20 protein-coding genes and 1 pseudogene are annotated in these 21157 nt (G+C 38.9%); 18 read left to right on the forward strand and 3 right to left on the reverse strand.

Annotation, left to right across the window (positions count from 1 at the left end; all coding sequences use genetic code 11):
• The first annotated feature begins 19 nt into the window (after positions 1–19).
• The 12 genes from CZ382_RS06340 to CZ382_RS06395 all read left to right on the forward strand — a co-directional run bounded on the left by CZ382_RS06340 (position 20) and on the right by CZ382_RS06395 (position 9680).
• Entirely contained in the window at positions 20–433 is a 414-nt protein-coding gene (locus CZ382_RS06340; RefSeq protein WP_088050365.1) for a hypothetical protein, read from the forward strand.
• A 455-nt stretch (positions 434–888) separates the two neighbouring features.
• Positions 889–2436, forward strand: coding sequence for an ABC-F family ATP-binding cassette domain-containing protein (locus CZ382_RS06345; protein ID WP_088050366.1), 1548 nt, complete (start codon positions 889–891; stop codon positions 2434–2436).
• A 433-nt stretch (positions 2437–2869) separates the two neighbouring features.
• Entirely contained in the window at positions 2870–3205 is a 336-nt protein-coding gene (locus CZ382_RS06350; protein WP_088050367.1) for a PadR family transcriptional regulator, read from the forward strand.
• Between the two features lie 3 nt (positions 3206–3208).
• Positions 3209–4081, forward strand: coding sequence for a hypothetical protein (locus CZ382_RS06355; protein ID WP_088050368.1), 873 nt, complete (start codon positions 3209–3211; stop codon positions 4079–4081).
• Positions 4082–4102: 21 nt separating this feature from the next.
• Entirely contained in the window at positions 4103–5074 is a 972-nt protein-coding gene (locus CZ382_RS06360) for an ATP-binding cassette domain-containing protein (RefSeq protein WP_088050369.1), read from the forward strand.
• Positions 5071–5832, forward strand: a complete 762-nt coding sequence (locus tag CZ382_RS06365; RefSeq protein ID WP_230856015.1) for an ABC transporter permease — start codon at positions 5071–5073, stop codon at positions 5830–5832. The genes CZ382_RS06360 and CZ382_RS06365 overlap by 4 nt, the downstream gene beginning before the upstream one ends.
• A 744-nt stretch (positions 5833–6576) precedes the next feature.
• On the forward strand, positions 6577–7053 hold the full coding sequence (locus CZ382_RS06370; RefSeq protein WP_088050370.1) for a GNAT family N-acetyltransferase: 477 nt from the start codon (positions 6577–6579) through the stop codon (positions 7051–7053).
• A 46-nt stretch (positions 7054–7099) separates the two neighbouring features.
• Positions 7100–7819 carry a serine hydrolase domain-containing protein gene (locus CZ382_RS06375; protein ID WP_235000395.1) on the forward strand — a complete coding sequence of 240 codons (720 nt, stop codon included), beginning with the start codon at positions 7100–7102 and terminating at the stop codon, positions 7817–7819.
• A 487-nt stretch (positions 7820–8306) separates the two neighbouring features.
• Positions 8307–8645, forward strand: coding sequence for a PadR family transcriptional regulator (locus tag CZ382_RS06380; protein ID WP_088050371.1), 339 nt, complete (start codon positions 8307–8309; stop codon positions 8643–8645).
• 1 nt (position 8646) lies between these two features.
• The gene (locus CZ382_RS06385; RefSeq protein ID WP_088050372.1) at positions 8647–8979 is read left to right on the forward strand and encodes a DUF1048 domain-containing protein; all 333 of its coding nucleotides are present in this window, start codon (positions 8647–8649) and stop codon (positions 8977–8979) included.
• 42 nt (positions 8980–9021) lie between these two features.
• Positions 9022–9375 carry a DUF1048 domain-containing protein gene (locus CZ382_RS06390; protein WP_088050373.1) on the forward strand — a complete coding sequence of 118 codons (354 nt, stop codon included), beginning with the start codon at positions 9022–9024 and terminating at the stop codon, positions 9373–9375.
• Positions 9372–9680, forward strand: a complete 309-nt coding sequence (locus CZ382_RS06395; protein WP_088050374.1) for a DUF1048 domain-containing protein — start codon at positions 9372–9374, stop codon at positions 9678–9680. Before CZ382_RS06390 ends, CZ382_RS06395 begins: the two co-directional genes overlap by 4 nt.
• A 175-nt stretch (positions 9681–9855) precedes the next feature.
• On the opposite strand, the gene ltrA is transcribed toward CZ382_RS06395, so the two are convergent.
• Positions 9856–11154, reverse strand: coding sequence for a group II intron reverse transcriptase/maturase (ltrA, locus tag CZ382_RS06400; protein ID WP_088050375.1), 1299 nt, complete (start codon positions 11152–11154; stop codon positions 9856–9858).
• 1441 nt (positions 11155–12595) lie between these two features.
• Here ltrA and CZ382_RS06410 point away from each other — a divergent pair.
• The 5 genes and pseudogenes from CZ382_RS06410 (at position 12596) to CZ382_RS06435 (ending at position 18107) form a co-directional block, all read left to right on the forward strand.
• Positions 12596–13356 (forward strand): annotated as a pseudogene (locus tag CZ382_RS06410) (ABC transporter ATP-binding protein).
• Positions 13357–14106: an ABC transporter permease gene (locus tag CZ382_RS06415; protein ID WP_088050377.1), complete on the forward strand. Its 750-nt coding sequence runs from the start codon at positions 13357–13359 to the stop codon at positions 14104–14106.
• Between the two features lie 688 nt (positions 14107–14794).
• Positions 14795–15406, forward strand: coding sequence for a TetR/AcrR family transcriptional regulator (locus CZ382_RS06425; protein WP_235000396.1), 612 nt, complete (start codon positions 14795–14797; stop codon positions 15404–15406).
• A 180-nt stretch (positions 15407–15586) separates the two neighbouring features.
• Positions 15587–16468 carry an ABC transporter ATP-binding protein gene (locus CZ382_RS06430; protein WP_088050379.1) on the forward strand — a complete coding sequence of 294 codons (882 nt, stop codon included), beginning with the start codon at positions 15587–15589 and terminating at the stop codon, positions 16466–16468.
• Between the two features lie 25 nt (positions 16469–16493).
• Positions 16494–18107, forward strand: a complete 1614-nt coding sequence (locus tag CZ382_RS06435; protein WP_088050380.1) for an ABC transporter permease — start codon at positions 16494–16496, stop codon at positions 18105–18107.
• A 300-nt stretch (positions 18108–18407) separates the two neighbouring features.
• Here the strand turns inward: CZ382_RS06435 and CZ382_RS06440 are convergent, their stop codons facing one another.
• Both CZ382_RS06440 and CZ382_RS06445 read right to left on the reverse strand, forming a co-directional pair.
• Entirely contained in the window at positions 18408–18956 is a 549-nt protein-coding gene (locus tag CZ382_RS06440) for a DUF3231 family protein (RefSeq protein WP_088050381.1), read from the reverse strand.
• A gap of 132 nt (positions 18957–19088) precedes the next feature.
• The gene (locus CZ382_RS06445) at positions 19089–20156 is read right to left on the reverse strand and encodes a citrate synthase/methylcitrate synthase (RefSeq protein WP_088050382.1); all 1068 of its coding nucleotides are present in this window, start codon (positions 20154–20156) and stop codon (positions 19089–19091) included.
• 71 nt (positions 20157–20227) lie between these two features.
• On the opposite strand from CZ382_RS06445, the gene CZ382_RS06450 reads away from it, so the two are divergent.
• A complete protein-coding gene (locus tag CZ382_RS06450) occupies positions 20228–21145 on the forward strand; it encodes a LysR family transcriptional regulator (protein ID WP_088050383.1) in 918 nt (305 codons plus the stop codon).
• Positions 21146–21157 lie beyond the last annotated feature (12 nt).

Here is a 21157-nt window from a genome sequence, read left to right on the forward strand (position 1 = left end):
ATATAAATGGGGGAACTCGATGGAAAGTTTGTTTCAACAGGAGATCCAAAAAATTCGCGAGCACGAGTGGAGTCTAAGTTATGATCAAGATTCTCACACTGCAAACATGATTAATGAATTCGGTGAGTTAATGGACTTGAAAACATTTAATTTTTGTTTAGAAGTCCAAAAAAATACTTTTTATGTTAGGTATAAAACGCAATATGGCAAGAAAGACAAAGAACCCTTGGATGAAGTTACAAAAAAGCGATTTGGAATCAAGGATTATCAATTAATTCAAAATGAAGCAAACGGAAAATCCAGAGATGTATTTGAAGTATTTAGTGATGATCATGATATCTTTACACTAGACAGTTACCATGTTAATGACAAAAGGAAGTTCTATAAAGATGGGCCAATTTACCTGAACAGATTTGAAGCGAAAAGGTTTTGAAATCTTTCGGGTATTTCTGGAAAGATACTAAAAAAGCAATGATGGTAAATGTTTTTATAAGATTCAGTCGTATTTACCATCACACACATAGTAGCATTTTTTATTTAATAGCATATATTTTTTGAAAATGGATAAATTAACTGTTAAAATAGTGATATTACATGAGGTTATGGTGAAGGAGGGAGCTTTATCAATGTTTTTATCTGCTGTGCTTCAACTTGTTTTTGCTTAACAACGGGATACGTATGCCCTTTTTTAATGAGCCAAACACAAGTTGTAAACAGCGGATAAAACACCTGAAAGCTTTCTTTATCTAACGATGAAAGCCGTCTCCACTTGACGGTATTGTTTGATACTGACAGGGCACTATCTCGCTCTGTCATTTTTTTATGCAAAAGTGATCTTCGCTTTCTTTTCTCTTGTGTTTGGAAATACCAAATAAGGAGAGAGAAATGATGAGTATTTTGGAAGTTAATGGATTGATTCATAGCTACGGTGAAAAAAGTGTTTTACATGATATATCTTTCCGCATGCTGAAAGGTGAGCATATTGGCCTTGTCGGTGCAAACGGTGCTGGAAAATCAACATTGTTCAAGATCATCACAGGCCAATTGCTGCCTGATGCCGGAAATATTGTTTGGCATCCAGCAGCGCGGTCCGGAAATTTAGAACAACATATTGAATTAACCGCTGGGCAAAGCCTGCGAGCATATTTGCAGGGGGCGTTTCAGGAATTGTATGATGCCGAAAAAGAAATGCTTTCGCTTACAGAACAAATGGCAAACAACACGGAGAAACAGCTTGAGAGACTATTGAACAGATATAGCACATTGCAGATGAAATTGGAGCAGCATGATTTTTATGGGGTTGATGCACAAATTGAAGCAGTTGCTGATGGCTTGGGACTGACCCAGTTGGGATTGGATACAGATGTAGAAGAATTAAGTGGCGGTCAGCGGACCAAATTACTGCTGGCAAAACTGCTTTTGCAACAGCCAGACGTGCTCTTGCTTGATGAGCCGACAAACTATTTGGATACAGCGCACATTACATGGTTGCGGGATTATTTACAAAACTATCCACACGCATTTATGCTTATTACTCATGATACTACATTTATGAATGCCGTGGTGAATGTTATTTACCATCTGGAACATAAACAGCTCAACCGCTATCCAGGGACCTATCTCGATTTCACAAAGGCCTATGAACTGCGAAAGAAACAAATTCATCAGCAATACGAACGGCAGCAAGAAGAAATTCAAAAACTGGAGACCTATGTACAGAAAAATAAAGCAAGGGCATCCACAGCGAAACAAGCGAAAAGCCGGGAGAAAAAGCTGCAAAAAATAGTGCGCATTGAAAAACCAATTAACAACCCAATACCTGCCTTTTCATTCACGGTGTCTGAGCAGCCGACAAGGGTCATTCTAGAAGCAAAGGATCTAGACATTGGCTATGGAAAGCCATTATTTTCCGGTATTAATTTAAAGCTTGAGCGTGGAGAAAAAGTTGCAATCACCGGCCAAAATGGAATTGGAAAAACAACGACATTGAAAACCTTATTAGGTGAATTACCAGCGCTCGGGGGTTCTGTTTCAATCGGTGATCGCGTGATACCAGCCTATTTTTCCCAGGAAGCACAGGAAACAGGAAACCAAACCGCATTGGAAGAAGTATGGTCCGCTTTTCCGGACTTGACACAAAAAGAGGTCCGAACCAAATTGGCTAAATGCGGGTTAACGACGGAACACATTTTTCAGCCTCTAACTACTCTAAGCGGGGGCGAGCAGACAAAGGTGCGGTTATGCAAACTACAGTTGGCAGATAGCAATTTACTTTTATTGGATGAGCCGACAAACCATTTGGATAAGATTACGAAAGAAGCACTACAGCAGGCATTGCGTGATTATAAGGGTACACTCATCCTTGTGTCACACGAACCAGCATTTTATGAGGACTGGGTTAGTCAAGTGTGGGATATGGAAACTTTGCGGGAGTAATTTTAACAGGGCATTAGTCCGCCAACCAACAAATAATATTACTCAAATCTAATAAATAGACTTTTAATCAGACAGGTACTATTCTTGAAAAAAATAGTACCTGAAAACACTAATAGGTACTAAAGAGTCAAAAATGAATTATTATTTGATTTAATGATGAGTAATTTTTGGTTTAGATTTTTTTGTATTTGTACAAAAAAAACCGAAAAAATGGTAAAAAACAGGTAGGAAGCCCGAAAACACGGACATTTTTGATTCGAAAATCCTTCAAAATGGAGGTCACTACATAATTTAATTTTTATACTTGACAGTCGTAGTAATACGACATACAATTATGTTGAAAGGAGGTGGGGAAAAGAAGTCCTCGCCTAAAAAAATAATTCAATACACGACAGTCGTAGTATTCCGATGAACAAAAAGAGATGGTGAAAATATGAGTGGAAAATTATCAAGTGATATTTTGCGCGGACATACGGATACAATCGTTTTAGCGAGTTTGCTGGATCGCGACCGCTATGGATTTGAAATTTATAACCGTGTGTTGCAAAAAACGGAAAAATTGTATGAATTAAAGGAAACAACGCTTTATTCCAGTTATAAACGTCTTGAAAAGGATGGTTTTATTGAATCTTATTGGGGTGATGAAACGCAAGGTGGTCGTAGAAAGTACTATCGCATCACTGAACAAGGTCGTGCGTTGTATCACCAAAAACTTGAAGATTATGAATTTACAAAGAAGATTTTGGAACGATTATTTACGGAGGTATAATGCATGGAACTAAAAGAATTTATTGACAACGCATTTGAAAAATATGAAGAATCACCTGAACTTATTGATTTTAAGGAGGAATTATTAACGAATCTTCAAGACCGTTTGAACAGCTTAGAAGCAACTGGTTTGAAACGTGCTGAAGCTTTAAAAAAAATTGAAATAGAGTTTGCCGACATCAATAAAATCGCTGACCAAATGAGTTTAGCGAAAAAGAAAGAAGTGTTTGAAATTCAGTATATGTCATTACGACATTTTGTTACAAAACCACGTGCCGCTATTTATACTATTTTAGGCGTTCTTGCCGCATTTGGATTGATTAGTGCAGGTTTAAGTTATCTTGCATCTGGTAAAGTTGAAGCCTTAACAGGTGTATTGATGGTGTTCTTAGCCATTCCATTAGCAGGATTTGTTTATATGGGCTTAACGCAAGAAACGGTAACGCGTAACCCAATGCGTCCATTACGTGCATCAATCTACGCCATTGCGGTATTCGTTTTCTTATTCGGCGCCTTACTTGTGCCATTGTTGGTATTCGGTGAAGCCAAGTCATTAGAAGGTGCGCTTGCGATTTTAATCCCTTTTGCCTTACCGAGCATTGGTGTGATTGCGTTCTTAATAATTACGGAATCTGACTATCGTAAATCCTGGGTATTAAAAGAAGCTGAAAAACATAATGAATGGGCAAAAAACTTTGAAGCTTCAGGTAATGCACAAACATTTGGTTTGATGACAGCAGCGGTTTGGATTTTAGCAATTGGTGCATTTGTTTTCCTGCTATTTTTAAAACTATGGATCTTCAGTTGGATCCCATTAGTTGTGGCACTAGCCGTGATGATGTTATTACTCGCACATTACATGAAAAAAAGTTTATAAAGAAAGGTGGGTCTGACTATTATGGTCAAGGCAATTAGTGTGGAAAATTTAAGTATGACCTATGGGAATAAAAAAGAAAAAATTATTGCCGTTGATAATATTAGCTTTACAGTCTATCAAGGTGAAATCTTTAGTTTTCTTGGACCAAGTGGAGCAGGCAAGACCACAACGCAACGAATACTAACAACATTGTTACCAATTAGTGGCGGAACGGCTGATGTAGCTGGATGTAATGTTTTAACCGATGCCAAAAAGGTTCGTACGAAAATAGGCTATGTTAGTCAACTTGGTGGTGCTGATCCAAACGCAACAGTACATGAAAATCTAGAATTATCAGGGAAATTATATGGACTCTCAAAAGATGTTACAGCGCAAAGAATTGACAAATTGAGTAAGTTGCTTGATTTTCATGAATTGCTTTCGCGCTTTGTTCGCACATTGTCCGGGGGGCAAAAACGTCGTGTTGAGATTGCTCAAGGAATTTTACATGAACCAAAAGTATTATTTCTAGATGAACCAACGACAGGACTTGATCCACAAAACCGTGCTAATTTATGGCAACATATTAAAAAATTACGAGACAATGGAATGACAATTTTCCTTACCACTCACTATTTAGAGGAAGCTGACGCCTTAAGTGACCGTTTAATTATTCTAGATCACGGCAAGATCATTGCTGAGGGAACACCAACAGAATTAAAGAAAAAGATTTCAGGGGAAGCTATTTCGATAGAACTGAAAAATTCACGAGACGCTGAAAAAATGAAACAGCTCTTTAATCAATTAGCAATTGGTAATGTGATAGAAACGGGTATGAATTTTACCATTTACACTTCCAAAGGCGAAGAATTAGTTGCTCACATTTTTGAATACACGAAAGAACATCATATCGAATTGGCAAATATATCATTATCAATGCCATCTTTAAATGATGTCTTCTTAGCCTTAACTGGACAGGAATTACGTGATGGCGGAAAGGAAGGAGAACAATGATGCAAGTAGTACGGGAAACGAATATTTTCTTTGTTCGTAAATTAAAAGAGTCAGCTCGTCAAATTGCTTGGGTAATCTCTGGGTTGATGACTCCGTTGTTGTATATACTGTTGTTTAGTCCATTATTAAAAAATATAACGCATCCTGCCATGAATACAGCCCAGGTCTTGGAAATGTTTGTGCCGGGAATTCTAGTTCTCTTAGCATTTAGCTCAGGGACGGGTACAGGATGGACAATGGTTTTTGACCTAAAGAGCGGGATTATTGAACGTTTACGTGTAACCCCTGCAAGTCGATTCGCCATGTTAATGGGTGGGGTATTAAAAGATGTCGTAGCGTTTCTTATTCCAGCAACTATCGTTTTAGTAATCTCAAGTTTATTTGGGTATGAAGTTCACTTAGTAGGTATTTTACTACAATTACTATTACTTTCAATTATTACGATGATGTTTTCAGCATGGTCTGGAAGTCTAGGTTTGATTTTCCAAGACGTGGGTGGAGTTGCTGCTGTAATAACAAGTTTACAATTGCCGTTAACTTTACTCGCAGGAATTTTATTACCAATATCATTTGGTCCAAAATGGTTACAAGTACTCGCTCATATCAATCCACTTTATTATGGAGTGGAAGCATCTAAAAAATTAGCGGAAGGATCAATCGTGAACCAATCTGTTTTCGTAGGGTTTATTGTCATTGTGGTTATTACAATCATCACATTGATTTGGTCAACTCGCGTTTACAACAAAGCCATTGCATAATAACTTAGAGGGGTAGGAGTTATAAATTATTAGGAACTTACTGTCAGGCGGCACGAATATGCCATAAGAACAAAGGCGCAAGCGCTGGGCGCTGGAGCCGGACGTGGCTTATCCGGTTATTAAGTTATCCACAGCCGCAAAATTTTATAATTTCCTAGACGATAAAAAAACACTAAAATGTTTATAAATCTACATTATCATTTAAATTAATATTGGGAAGTTTGTATCTAATTAAAACGACACAAACTTCCCTTTTAAAACTGTTTGTGACACGAAAACTTCGCCAAGTCATTTGATTAGTGGACAGGGTTGTTTTAATACAATAGAGTTAATGCTGGTTTTAATCAGATAATATTAACGAGGGAGAAAATGTTAGCTTCATAATAATTGACTTCTTGGAATTTAGTTGGTATAATTTTCGTAATATTATGGAAGGGAGTGAGGTTACGCAATGTCAAATTTCATGAAGATAACCTTGGAAGTTAAATTTATTGCCTCTCACTCATACGGATTAATTTAGTTAGATAATGATTGATTTGGATCTATGATTAGAGCTTGGCAATTAGCACAGGCAATTTTTATGAATTTATCAATTTGAGCCACAGGGTTATTTATATAATTCTGTGGCTTTTTGTTGAATTTATATAATAAAAGGTCTTAGCTAATTTAAGTTTGGTTTCCAGTTGGTGTTTTCAAAATTATCTTGAGGACAAAGGATTCAAGCATTATAAAAGCTTGTACTGGATGAATTACAAAGTATCTGAATCTGTTCCTCGAATAGGTATAAAAATACCCGGTGTAACCATAAAACATTGGTACATTGACACAAAGGAAGAAAAAAGTAAATATTTAAAGGCGGAAAGTGAAATCTGGCCAGATGACCCTACTGGAGTGGAGAAATTGCGCGAGTATAAAAATAATCCATTTTGGAAAGCAATTACAGCTTTTTACAACGATGAGATGATTATTGGCAGCATACTAGTTTGGAAAGTAAAAAATGAGAACATAGGCACGATTGAAGATGTGTTCGTTAAGCCCTATTGGAGAAGACATGGACTTGCAAAACATTTAATAACGGAAGGGATAAGACATTTAAGAAACTGCAATTTAGAATATGCACAACTTCTGGTTGAAACGAAAAATCAATCAGCTTTAAAACTTTATAAATTCCTAGGGTTTGAGGTTAAGAAAGAAGAGAGAAGATATTGGGTTGATCTATAATGATGGATGTTATGCCAACCCGTTGTATAGGAGGATTCTTAACAGTATGAATGAGGACCTAATAAAAAATTTTGAAAGAAAAATTAAGAAAGATAAGATTGATAGTTGCCTTGTCCATCACCGCAAGTCTGTGGTATTTGAATATTTTAGAAATCGAAAAATGAAAGAAAGACAACATAAAATATATTCCGTTACGAAAAGTATCTTATCTATCCTTATTGGTATTGCCATAAATAAGGGATACATCGAACATGTCAACACACCTATCATTCATTATTTTCCAGAATTTAAAAAAGATACAGCGGATCAAAAAATTACTATAAAACACTTATTAACAATGACTTCAGGTTTGCACTGGCCAGGTAACAATGCCATGATACCAAGTAAAAATTGGGTTGAATTTATACTTGATCAACCAGTTGATTACCCGCCGGGGCAAAGAATGATCTATAGTTGTGGTTCTTCTCATTTGTTGAGTGCGATTTTACAAAAAGCGACGGGATTAAATACTGAAGCCTTTGCGAAAAAACATTTATTTATACCCCTTGGAATCACAAATTATAGGTGGAACTTTGATGCACAGGGCGTAGCTATTGCCGGGTTCGGTTTGAACATGATGACTGTTGATTTGCTAAAGATCGGTGTATTATACATGGACAAAGGGAGATGGAATTCCAATCAGATCGTTCCAAGTCACTGGATTGAAGAGTCTACATCGGCTAAGTTCAAGGTAAATGATAGTAGTGCGTATGGTTATCACTGGTAGATTAATAAACAGCAAGGTAATGAGCCCAGGTTCTTTCTTGCATCTGGGTTTAAGGGACAGTATATCCTTGTTGTTCCAGATTATCAACTTGTAGTGATATATACCAGCAATATAGTTGACGATGCTTCCAGACTAATACATTACTTTAAGGATTACCTACTGCCTTCTGCCATTAATAAATAGCAGGAGGTCGGTTTTAACCTCACCGGTTCCCAATGCAAAATTGTATCAATAATTGATTCAACATCTTTAAAATTGTTTGCGACACAAAACCCCTACCATACAATTATGAGCTATCAAATTTGATTAAAACACCTATGAAGATCGTAATAATGGGATTTTTTGACGAAATATTTTATTCTTGACAAGTGATACTATTCTGCGTTACTATATACCAGTAATAAGTAATACTTAATATCTGTATTACAAAATACCTGTGTTACAGAGTACTGAAAAAAATATAGTGAAATACAAATGGGGGAGAAATTTGGAAAATATCACAGAAATGCTGAAAGGAGTGCTTGAGGGTTGTGTGCTTGAGATCATCAGCCGTGGCGAAACTTACGGCTATGAAATCACGCAACAGCTGCGAGAACTTGGTTTCACTGATGTAGTTGAAGGCACAGTTTATACGATTACTATAAGGCTTGAGAAAAACAATCTGGTGGACATCGAGAAAAAGCGATCCACTGTGGGACCGCCGAGAAAATTTTACAAACTCAACGCAGCAGGTCAAAAGCAACTTGAAATTTTTTGGAGAAAATGGGATTTTATCTCAAGCAAAATGAACGAACTCAAAACTAAAGAAATCAAAAGGAGAAGGTAAAATGAGTTTTATTGAAAAAATTATCGGAAGTCTGGATGACAAGCGGGAATGGAAGGCGATGGAGGCGCGTGCGAAGGCACTTCCAAGTGAGTACCATAACGCTTACAAAGCTATCCAAAAATATATGTGGACCGCTGGTGGCCTCACCGACTGGAAGGACATGAGCCGTATTTTTGGCGGCATTCTCGACCTTTTTGAGGAAGGTGCAGCGGCAGGCAGGAAAATTACTGACCTTACGGGTGAGGACGTGGGCTCTTTTTGCGAAGAACTAGTGAAGGATGCGAAGACTTGGAAGGACAAATATCGCGCGAAGTTGAACGATACGATTAAATAATAGAACTTTGCTGAACAGCTTAGCATCTTAAAGGAGACTACAATGAACTTTTTAGAAAAAATAACCGGCAGCGATATGACTAAAGAAATGAAAGGTTTTGAAGCACGAGTAAAAGTCTTGCCAGCTGAATATCAAACAGCTTGGAAAGAAATTATAAGTAATCTGTGGGTTCGTGGGGATTTCACCGGTCGTAATCTGATGCCTATTCTTGACAGTGCTCTTGAACTGCTTGAAGTTACATCAGCAGACGGTCAGAGCGTCGAAGAAGTACTAGGAGATGATATCATAGGCTTCTGCACAGCGCTTGTTGGTGACGAAGGCGCAAAAATTTATAGAGATAAATGGCGAGACCAACTCAACAAGAACGTAGTAAGAAAATTAGGAGGACTGAAATGAGTATCAAAAAAATCATCCAAGACAAAAAAGAATGGAGAGCACATGTTTCGCGTGTCAAAGCACTTCCACAAGATTACCAAATTGTCTATAAAGAGATTCAAAAATATCTCTTCAAAGTCGGTCCTGTTGAGCTAAACGAAGGTATCGGACTGCTCTCGGAAATTCTCAGCTTCTTTGAAGAAGGCGCAGTTGCTGGAAAAGGTGTGCTTGAAGTCACAGGGACAGACGTTGCTGCTTTCTGCGATGCACTGATTGAAGGTTCAAAAACTTACGCTGATCTCTATCAAGAATCGGTCAAGAAGTAGAGTAGAAAACAGGAGTTAGATATTGCCTTCTTGTCCTCGGGTTTCAGGGTTTTCCACCTTACTAAGCCAGACTTGAGGGCAATTCCTCTTCCTGTTCCCCCTCATCAAACCGTACATGAGGTTTTCCCTCATACGGCTTTCCGACGTTCTTCTTTCTTTGGCATTACGTACTTGTCTAACTCGCCAATTTCACTAATTTATATTTGGTCATTTCTATTACCTCGCCCATTTTACTGTGTTTGTGGCGTTTATTTCGTTTCCTGTTCCAAAATATTGTAAGTCGTTCAAGTACATACCAGTCGATACGATTAAGCCATTTCTTAGCTATCGGGGAAGTAAGATAGTAGTTCTTAAACCCTTGCAGCTTTCGATTCAGCCCTATTATGAGATCTTCTATGTCTAGGGACAATTTATTGTTCTTTCCCACATATTCCTTGATCTTCTCTCGCATTTTCTTCATTGCCTTTTTACTCGGTATGTGCGACATCACATGTATTTTGTAACCGCCTTTAATAAGAATAGGGAATTTTCTGTGATGAAGTCCCAAGAAGTCAAATCCATTTGTATTATCCCATATATTGACAAGCCTTGATTTCTCAGGACTAAGTGTAAGGTTCAGTTTCTTCATGATACCTCTTAATACCTGAATACTTTCCAACGCTTGTTGCTTCGTAGAGCACATAATAACAAAGTCGTCTGCATAGCGAACAATTTGCCCCAGGTGTGCAAACTTCTTATTCCAGAGTGAGTCCAATACATTTAGATAGATGTTCGATAATAGTGGCGAGATCACACCACCCTGCGGAACCCCGGTTACAGAATCACGAAAATGGCCATCTTCCATGATTCCTGCTCGCAACCATTTGCGAATGAGTTTTAGTACTCTTCTATCGCTAATTCTCATTTTCACTAGCCTCATCAGTTTATCTTGGTTGATGTTATCAAAATACCCTTTAATATCGGCATCTACCACCCAAGCAGACTTCTTACTGGCTTTCTTGATTTTCGCTATGGCTTGATGGGCATTGCGTTTTGGTCTGAATCCATACGAGCAATCTTGAAAATCTGTTTCGAATATGGGTTCTAGTACCAGTTTTGTTGCCATCTGTGCCACTCTGTCCTTAATGGTTGGGATTCCCAGTGGTCTTGTTTTCCCATTTCCTTTTGAAATATAGGTTCTTCTGACTGGATTTGGACGGAATTGATTTTCCTTTAGTTCAAGGTATAACTCATTTAAGAATTCCCTTTCCCCATAGTCATATACAATCTCATCGATTGTTTGCCTGTCGATTCCACCACTTCCATTCTTGGATTTGACTCTTTTCCATGCTTCCGCCAGTATATCAGGACGATAGATCTTATCATATAGTGCGTGAAATCGTCTCGTAGGACTTTCCTTGGCACAAAGATATAAAGTTGATCGGAGTCGTTGAGCTTTTCCATTGGTGTAGTTAGCCAGTTTTCCGGCATTCACTTACTCGTACCTCCTTTCAAACTTGTGAACGAAGTAGGGTATTGGCTTATGCCGTCCTTCCCTAGACAATGTTGTGTTGTCATCGTCATCATCGGTACTATGACCCCCTCCGACTCCCTCTCAGCCCTTCCACCACTTCACCATCGGCTTATAGGTTTCTGTTTTACTCCGTAGAGTGACCGAGGAGGGTATCCCCAGTTCCGTTAATTACTTTCCTAACATGTCGCTCCCCTTACCCCGAGAGATTCTTCAGTGCTGCTCTTCCAAGTTCTTGACACCTTCCATGGTCTTCTCCTTCCTTTGCCAGGATCGACTTCTCCTTGTCCACGTGTGGGTCTGCTGACGAGGCGGCAGGATTCACTTTTATGTTACGACCTGTTAGGTTGCTCGCACTACTGAGTGTGCTTTGTCACAAGGCTTCAACCTTAGGATTTCTCCACCAGTCACTTGTCAGCTACCAAGCGTCTTGGTACTTACTTGGGTTGGACTTTCACCAACTCGCAATTAACAGCGTGCTGGGCACGCCAAAGGCGCAAGCGCCCGTTTAGCGACGTATGGACTGGACTGAGCCGTAGGAGATAAAGGAAACACGGTGAGCTGAAAGCGAACCGATGTTGACTTATCGTACGGAGGTGAGGGAAGTCCACTAGTCGCTGGGCACTGGAGCCGGACGTGGCTTACCCTGCCGAGATCAGAATAGAGCCTAAATTTATATACTTTTGTATGAAAACACTTATCGAGAAAAGCCAATACAAAGCTAGACCCTTCATCATTCAATTTTTTGAAGGGGTTAAATTATCTACGGGCTTTATTTGTGATCTAAAGATAAAATACTATGTCCTTTCTTTGAACAAATTTAGCAATTTTGGTTAGGGTCTCCTTTATATTATAGTTAATGGAGGATGACCACATTACCAATATAACAATACAAATGACAGTAGTATTATTGAAAAACTTTTGTATACGTGTTCTAGTCACAATAGATGGTACTTCTATACTGTCACAACCCGTTTCTTATACAGGGTATCCCCTTTCAGGATCCACCAGAGTATTTTCGGCCTTGTTGTATTGTTATTAAACTGTATTGGCAATAAATGAATGTGATATACCTCCTATCCAGGCTAGAAATTCTTTTTCATCATAGACGGTGGCTGCGCGAATGCGGAGCCATGTTGGTTTCTTATCCATTCAAAAAGTCGATAAGGCTATGAAAAAATAGAAGGAACGTAGTACTATAATACCGACTGAATAGATGGTTACAAATGTGAATTGCCACCTTCACTATTCAGTTCTATTTTTAACCTGGTAATAAGTTATACAGATTATCAGTCAGACTAAGTAGGGGAATACAGGTAATCTAGCTTCGCAAGGCACTCGACCGGATAATTACTCCGGATCTCGCAAGCGGCCTTGCTGAGCTTTTTATAAGGGGGAAAAAAGTATGAGCAATGCAGCGATTTCTGTAAAAGGTTTAAAAAAATCTTTTAAAGACAAGGAAGTCTTAAAGGGGGGGATTTTGAGGTGCGACGTGGCGAAATTTTCGCACTGCTGGGCTCAAATGGAGCGGGCAAGACGACGACGGTCAACATCCTCTCGACGCTGATGAAGCCCGATGGTGGCGAAGCAGAAATTTGCGGCTTTGATGTCCAGCGTCAACCGGATCGTGTTCGCCAGAGTATCAGCCTAACAGGGCAGTTCGCAGCTTTAGACGGCATGCTCACAGGAAGGGAGAACCTGATGATGATCGCCAAGTTGCGGGGAGTTTCCAATCCCGCTCAAGTCGCCGACAATCTGCTTGTAAGATTCAGCCTGCGTGACGCGGCCGATCGCCGGGCGGACCAGTATTCCGGCGGGATGAAGCGCCGGCTTGACATAGCCATGAGCCTGATCGGGAAGCCAGCAGTTATTTTTCTCGACGAACCCACCACAGGGCTTGACCCTGAAGCACGGATTGAAGTCTGGGATACCGTCAAGGAGCTTTCCGAGGGTGGCACGACCATCTTGCTTACGACCCAGTACCTGGAGGAAGCCGAACAACTTGCAGACCGTATTGCCATCCTGCATGGCGGAAAAATCATTACGACCGGCACCCTTACCGAGCTCAAGGAGATGTTCCCGCCAGCGAAAGTGGAGTACATCGAGAAGCAGCCGACATTGGAGGATATTTTCCTCGCGATCATCGGCAACAAGGAGGAGATGTAAATGAAAAGCAAAGCAGGGGTATTACTAGGGCGTTTAATGCGTAATATCATGCGCAGCCCGGATACGATTATCACGGTGGCGATTACGCCGATTATGATGATGCTGCTGTTTGTCTATGTATTTGGCGGCGCCATTGAAACAGGCACGGACAATTACGTCAATTATTTATTACCGGGAATTCTGCTGATCACTATCGCATCCGGCGTGGCATACACTTCCTTGCGGCTATTTACGGATGTAAAGAGCGGGCTGATGGCGCGTTTCATTACCATGCCCATCAAGCGTTCGTCGGTATTGTGGGCTCACGTGTTGACCTCGCTTGTTTCCAATGCGCTTACTGTCGTGGTGGTTATCCTGGTCGCGCTCTTGATGGGCTTCCGTTCCAGCGCTGATATCCTGGATTGGCTCGCGGTAGCTGGAATACTCGGGCTGTTTACGCTGGCGCTGACATGGCTGGCGGTCATTCCTGGATTGAGAGCGGGGTCTATGGAAGGGGCGACAGCCTACTCGTACCCGCTGATTTTCCTGCCGTTTATCAGTTCGGCCTTTGTCCCCACCGAAACCATGCCTAAAATTGTCCGTGCGTTCGCTGAGAACCAGCCCGTGACTTCAATCGTGAATGCGATTCGTGCTCTCTTGTATGAAGGGTCTGTTGGCAATGGTATCTGGACCGCGCTTGCCTGGTGTGTGGGGATCATGGTCATCGCTTATTTGATCGCCAGTAAAGCATTTAAACGCCAGTTAGGGTAAGTACACCATTATGGGATTAGCCATATCAATAGTCAGCTGCTGCGATGAATGTATTTGCTATCACATGGAAGGCTGCTTAAATGCCAGGCAACCATCGGTGAAACTATGAAAACCCTCAAAATTGGTGTGATTGGTGGCAGCTCGATCACTTATCCCAACGCGTGGTTTGCCATACATGCTTTAGAAGAGTTTACAGCGGGAAGTTTTCTTTCCCAAGAGGAGAAATTAAAAGATAAAGCCCATAGATATAATTGACGGTAAAAGAATTCCGAAGCAAACCCGCTTGATAATCAATGTCATTAACTTAAGGAACTATGGATTGCATTTCAGTTGGAATGTGGTCCATAGTTTTTTTGGATTGAAGGAAAAAATTATTAAGGCAGCACGAACTAGTCGTCTTTGAATATAACCCTGATACTAAAACATTTGAAGTTGTTAGTTCATTGACTTATGGAGATATCCTTAACCAACCTTTAAAGTTCTTTTAGAGGATGTTCACGCACTTTTAAACTTTTCTTTTTATTTTATTATAAAATATTGGATTTTTTAATCGAACTTTATTTCAAGGCTCTACTTGAACCCCATTTTTTAGATTCCTGTTGACTGACCCGGTCACTTATATTATACTGTATATGACCATAATGGTCACTTTAATTTTAACGGAAAGGAGATAATCACCATTTATTCCATGTTCAATAACTTAAAATCAGAGAAACAAGAGCGGATTATTAACGCAGCAATAAAGGAATTTGTCCAAAGTGGTTTTGAAAAAGCATCAACAAACGAAATTGTAAAAGAGGCTAATATCTCTAAAGGCTCATTATTTAACTATTTTAATAGCAAAAAGGATCTTTATGTATATTTAATCGAATACAGTATTCAAGTTATTGCGAAGCTTTATGAACAAATTGATTTAAGTGAAACCGATCTTTTTAAAAGAATCGAGAATATTGGATTACAGAAATTGCATATCCATAAAAAGTTCCCTCACGTATTTGATTTCTTGGCTTCTTCCACCCAAGAAGAATCGGCTGAGGTAAAAAAAATTATTAAGCACAAAGTTGATCCAATCTATGATCAAGGTAAAAAGATAATATATAAACATATTGATTACTCCAAGTTCCGTGAAGAGATTGATATCGAAAAGGCAATTGAAATCCTGAATTGGACAATGTTTGGATTTGGGGAGAAAGCTCTCCATCAAATAGATACCTTTGAAGATATTGGTGAATTTGGAAATCAATATCTTAAAGAATGGGAGGGTTATACTAAAATACTTAAGTACAGCTTTTACAAATAAAAATGAAATATGGGTGTATTGAAAGTTAGAAATTTAACGAAGAAGTGGGAAGTTTACAACGTTAGATGAGGGTATCAATATTTACAATAGTTTTTTATCTGGAATTATAAACTTCTCCTTAAACTGAAAGCACGTTATAAAATGATGTCAAAATTATTTATAAAAAGGAGTGTCAGTGTTATGACAGAAATTGTAAAAGTGCAAGGTTTACAAAAGAAATTCGGTAAATTTCAAGCATTAAGTGATGTGACATTCACGGTAGATGCTGGAGAAGTTGTCGGTTTTATTGGCCCTAATGGCGCTGGTAAATCCACAACTATTCGTACTTTATTGGGAATTATTAAACGAGATGCCGGCAATGTGGAAATATTCGATAAGGATGTTTGGAAAGACAGCCTTGAAATTCATAAACGAATTTCTTATGTCCCTGGAGATGTCTCGTTGTGGGGAAGTCTAACAGGTGGCGAAATTATTGATCTATTTCTTAAATTGCATGGTGGTGGAGACAAGCAAAAACGCGATTATTTAATTAAACGCTTTGAATTGGATCCTAAGAAAAAAGCCAAAGGATATTCGAAAGGAAATCGACAAAAAGTTGGTTTGATTGCAGCATTATCTGTTGATTCGGATTTATATATTTTTGATGAACCAACTTCTGGTCTCGACCCTTTGATGGAAGCAATTTTCCAGGAAGAAGTGGAAAAAATCAAAGAATCAGGTAAAGCCATCCTGCTATCCTCTCATATTTTGAGTGAAGTAGAACGCTTGGCGGATAAGGTTGTCATCATTCGCCAAGGTGAAATTGTGGAAACTGGTACCCTTGATGAGCTGCGTCATTTGGCTCGTTCTACTGTTACTTTGGCAACAGAAGGTGATGTGGCTAAAATGGCCACTGTAAATGGAGTATTTGATTTCAACCAAAAAGATAATCAAGCAACATTCTCTGCGGATAATCAGTATCTCAACGATATCTTAATGGAAGCAAGCAAATTAGGTGTCAAGAAATTTGAATCTGTACCGCCAACCCTTGAAGATTTGTTCATTCGTCATTATGAAGGATAAGCGCCCGAAAGGAGGATGAAATTAGATGAAGGAAAAATTTGCGCGTTGGGATACACTGTTTCTACAATATCTAAAACGTGATTGGAAAAAAATTATTGTTTGGGTTTTAGGACTTGGCTTGTTTTCAGCTGCGTTTGTTCCAGCATTTGAAGAAATAGCAAAAGGACGAGGGTTGCTGGGAATGTATGAAACCTTGCAAAACCCTGCTATGATATCCATGGTGGGCTCTACACCAGTTGAAACAGCAAGTGATTATACTTTAGGGGCAATGTATGCGCATGAAATGTTACTATTCTGTGGTTTATTTGCGATGATAATAGCTGTTTTACACGTGGTAAGTCATACCCGTAAAGAAGAGGATCTTGGTCTTACTGAGCTTGTGCGCTCATTTCAAGTAGGCCGTCAAGCAAACGCTCTTGCCACAATTATAGAGACAATTTTTATTAATGTCATATTAGCACTTTTTATTGGTGGAGTAATGACGAGTTTCGGTGCCGATACTATTTCTGCTGAAGGTTCCTTTTTATTTGGGGCATCAGTCGGAATGGCTGGGGTTATCGGTGCTGGGATTGCTCTGGTTATGGCGCAAGTTATGTCAACCTCATCTGGTGCAACAGGTTCAGCACTTGGGATTATAGGATTACTTTATATTATTCGTGCGGGAACAGATGTCTCCAATGTTGACTTATCCATGATCAATCCACTGGGTTGGGCGTATTTAACCTATCCCTTTACGGAAAATAACTGGGCTCTACTAATTTTTGCCTTGATTTTCAGTATAATCGTGGTGATTATTGCTTTTACCCTTGAAGGGGCTCGCGATATGGGTGCTGGCTATCTTCCTGAAAGAGAAGGTCGAGGGAGAGCAAAGAAATCCTTGTTGTCTGTCCGCGGTTTATTTATCAAGATTAACAAAGGCGTGATGATTGGTTGGTTGATTGCTTTTGTTATTATGGGGGCTGCCTATGGTTCGATTTATGGAGACATGCAGACCTTCCTGGAAAGTAACGAAATGATGAAACAAATGTTTTCTCATTCAGGCGTTTCCATTGAAGAATCATTCACTGGCACGATTATGATGGTCATGATTGGTTTGGTTTCGATTTTACCAATTGCCCTTGTCAATAAACTGTTCTCTGAAGAAAGCCGCTTACACTTAAGTCAGCTTTATGCTACTAAAGTGACCCGCAGCGAATTTTATTGGACCAGTATTGGGTTAGCGATTTTTGCAGGTTTAGTTGGAATCTTATTAGCAGCAGGTAGTCTTGGTGGTACAGCTATCACAGCTATGGGGGATAGAACAGCGATGGATATATTGGATTTTCTTGCTGCTGGCTACAACTTCTTACCATCCGTATTATTCTTTACTGGTCTTGCTTCTTTAGCCTTGGGTTGGGCACCGAAACTAGGTAAAGTTGTTTATGTTTATCTTGGCTACTCCTTTGTACTAAACTACTTTGGCGGTATATTGGAATTACCAGAATGGTTTTCCAAAACAGCAATTCAAAGTTGGATTCCGCAAATGCCGATGGAGGATTTTGATGCTCCAATTTTCTTTACAATAACGGTGATTAGCATCGTTTTGATGGTAATAGGTTTCCTTGGTTATAGTAGGCGGGATATGATTGAAGGTGCTTAATATTGACCAATAAGTAAGTGAAATTAGTTAAAGACCTAATGGCGGGTTGCCTATAAAGTATATTTTAAGAATACTGGTTTAATCTTTCAATATTGGGCGCCATTTTCGGAAAAAGACTTGGCGCCTATGATTTAACATTTTTCTTGAGTTTACATAATATATATTATAGGTAGTTGTAAAAGAAAACAATTTCCTTATCTCAATACCAAAGTATACTCATGATAATGAGACAAAATAAAAATTTCACGCTACCTTTCAATAACGTGAAATTTTGGCGTGCTTTGTGCAAACTTCTTCCTATTACTGCTTTGGTAATCCTGGGGGATAATAATATGGAGGAACTTTTATCCAGCCTCTTTTCCGCATTAGAACTTTTAAACTTGAACCAAATTTCATTTTCTCTAACATACATTGCGTAAATAAAACACTTACATCGCTTCTAATACATTGATTTATCGCTGAAGCGCATATAGTAATAGCAGAAACCGTCTTAATACTTAACCCATTCATAAGCTCATCATCCGTAAGTTTAACTCCTAGTGGAACTCCATTTGGTTCAGAATCTGGACGTTGTTCACTCGCTGGAGGTAAATGAACACCTTCCTTTTTCATAAAGTTCTTAAATCTCTCCGCTTGAGCTCTGCACTGATCTAAACTTTCTTTTAACGTTTTGATAACTTGGTCATCTGTTGTTGTATTTAGTCCGATCTGAATATAAACGATTGCTTCATCCATTACCGTTAAATAAAGCCAACAACTCATAACCTCTCCAACATGTAACGGGTTTTTTGGCTCATTATCCAAATTCACTTGGAAAAAGTCTTTTACAGTTTCAAAAATAGTGGTCATGTATATCTTTCCCTCCTGCAAATCATCCTTTTTATAGTGTTTGCGGAACAAAAGATTATATTCTTCCTATCCTCTCTTTAGTCGAACTACAAGTTAAATCTTAAAACTCTGACCTTAGGGATATGGGGTAAGCTATTTGCCAATGTACTTCGCACCTGGACGGAAAATTGTGTTGTTGCTTGCTTGTTCCATTGCATGTGTACACCAGCCAACAATTCGGCTTGCGCTGAATATAGCTGTGAATAATGCTGGATCAATGTCCAATGATTTCATAATGGCTGCTGCATAATATTCTACATTTGTATATAGTCGCTGATCCGGTTTATATTCTTTCAGGATGTTAATTGTTTCCTTTTCCGTTTCCAGCGCTAAATCAACCCAATCTGGCAATTCATCCAACTCCAAGATTTTTGCTTTTAAACCTTCTGCACGTGGATCGGTAGTTTTGTATACACGATGGCCAAAACCCATAATCCGTTCTTTATTATCAAGCTTTTTGTGAATGATTTCACTTATTCGATCCTTTGTCTTAATTTCCTCCAATAAATTGATCACCCCTGATGGTGCTCCACCATGCAATGGTCCTTTCATTGTACCGATTGCGGATGTTACTGCGGAAATGATATCACTTTGCGTTGAAATGGTAACTCTTGCCGCGAATGTTGAGGCATTCAATCCATGCTCCATTGTCATGATCAGGTAGGATTCAAGTAATTTTGCCTGATTCTTGTTCACGGAACCTGTCAGCATATACAAGAAATTTTCCACGTGGTCAAGATCCATGCTCGGTTCGATTTCCGACATTCCCGCTGACTTCCTATAGCGGTATGCAATAATTGTTGGTATGATTGCAATTAAATGAATTGCGTTGTCCAAATTAGCGGTTTCATTACGTGTTAGTGAAGAAATTGTAGTCCGTAATACATCCATCATTGCCTGTTCTTTTGGCAACAGATCAATAATTTGTTTTACATAAGCGGGCAGTTTCCGATTTGTTTTTAAATTATCCTGGAATGTGGCAAGTGTATATCGATCCGGAAATGTTCCCTTTAATAAATAGAAAGCGGTTTCTTCAAAAGAATACTGTTTAACTATTTTTTCTATTGGTATTCCGCGATAAACCAAGCTTCCTTTCTCACCATCAATTTGACTTAATACAGTTTCGATCGCAGTTACTCCTTTTAATCCTGGCTGAAACATTGGTTACTCCCCTTCCCTTTTCTTACTTTGAGTATAAACCGTCTGTATAATTATTAAAATTTAATCTTTTTTTGTATAATAATAAATATATTTTATTAATGGGGTGTAATGATGGTACACGGATACTGGAAACGTTCATTTTAGCTGCTCAATATGAAAATTTCCGAGTGGTTGCTGAAAAACTTTTTATCACGCAACCAGCAGTAACATTTCAGATTAGGCAGTTGGAGAAAGAACTTGGGGATAAATTATTTGTCAAAAATGGAAGGCATGTTGCGTTAACAGAGCTTGGGAGATTGTTTTATCCAGAAGCAAAAGAAATAATCGGGCAATTTGATAGAAGCATGAAAACTGTAAACAGATTTCAGCAAGGATTTCATAAATCAATAAGGATTGCTATTTCTGCTTTGCTTGCCGATACCATTTTGCCAAGTATACTTAGAAAATATACGGAACAATATCCTGAGGTGGAATTATCGATTCAGGTACTGGAATCGGAGCAAATTTCTCACTTGGTTAAGCATGGCAATGTTGATATCGGGCTATCCTGTTTACCCGGTATTTCCAATGTGAATTCCGTTAAATTTCATGAAGAGCCCGTTAGTCTCGTATGCAGTCATGACGGCTATGATGCCGAATCAGGGCCGATAATTGATGCGCAGAAACTATTAGAAGACAATATTATTTTTACGGATAACCATCCAGCTTATTGGGATTCCATAAAAGATCAATTGAAAACCTCGGTAACATACTATAAATTAATGAAGGTGAATCAGTCCCATATAACAAAACGGTTTGTATTGGAAGGAATTGGTGTCAGTTTTTTACCAAAATCCATCATTAATCGTGAAATTATCGAGGGACGATTGCTGGAAGTCCCAGTTCCTTTTATGGAATTACCTGCAGCAAGTATGTATATGATTTATAAATATGACCATCAGCTTGAAAACGATTTTGTAACGTTTATTTCGAGTTATCATTTTGGTTAATTATAACGGAAA

This window comes from Virgibacillus dakarensis (assembly GCF_900155625.1).
In the GTDB taxonomy this organism is placed as follows: domain Bacteria; phylum Bacillota; class Bacilli; order Bacillales; family Amphibacillaceae; genus Lentibacillus_C; species Lentibacillus_C populi.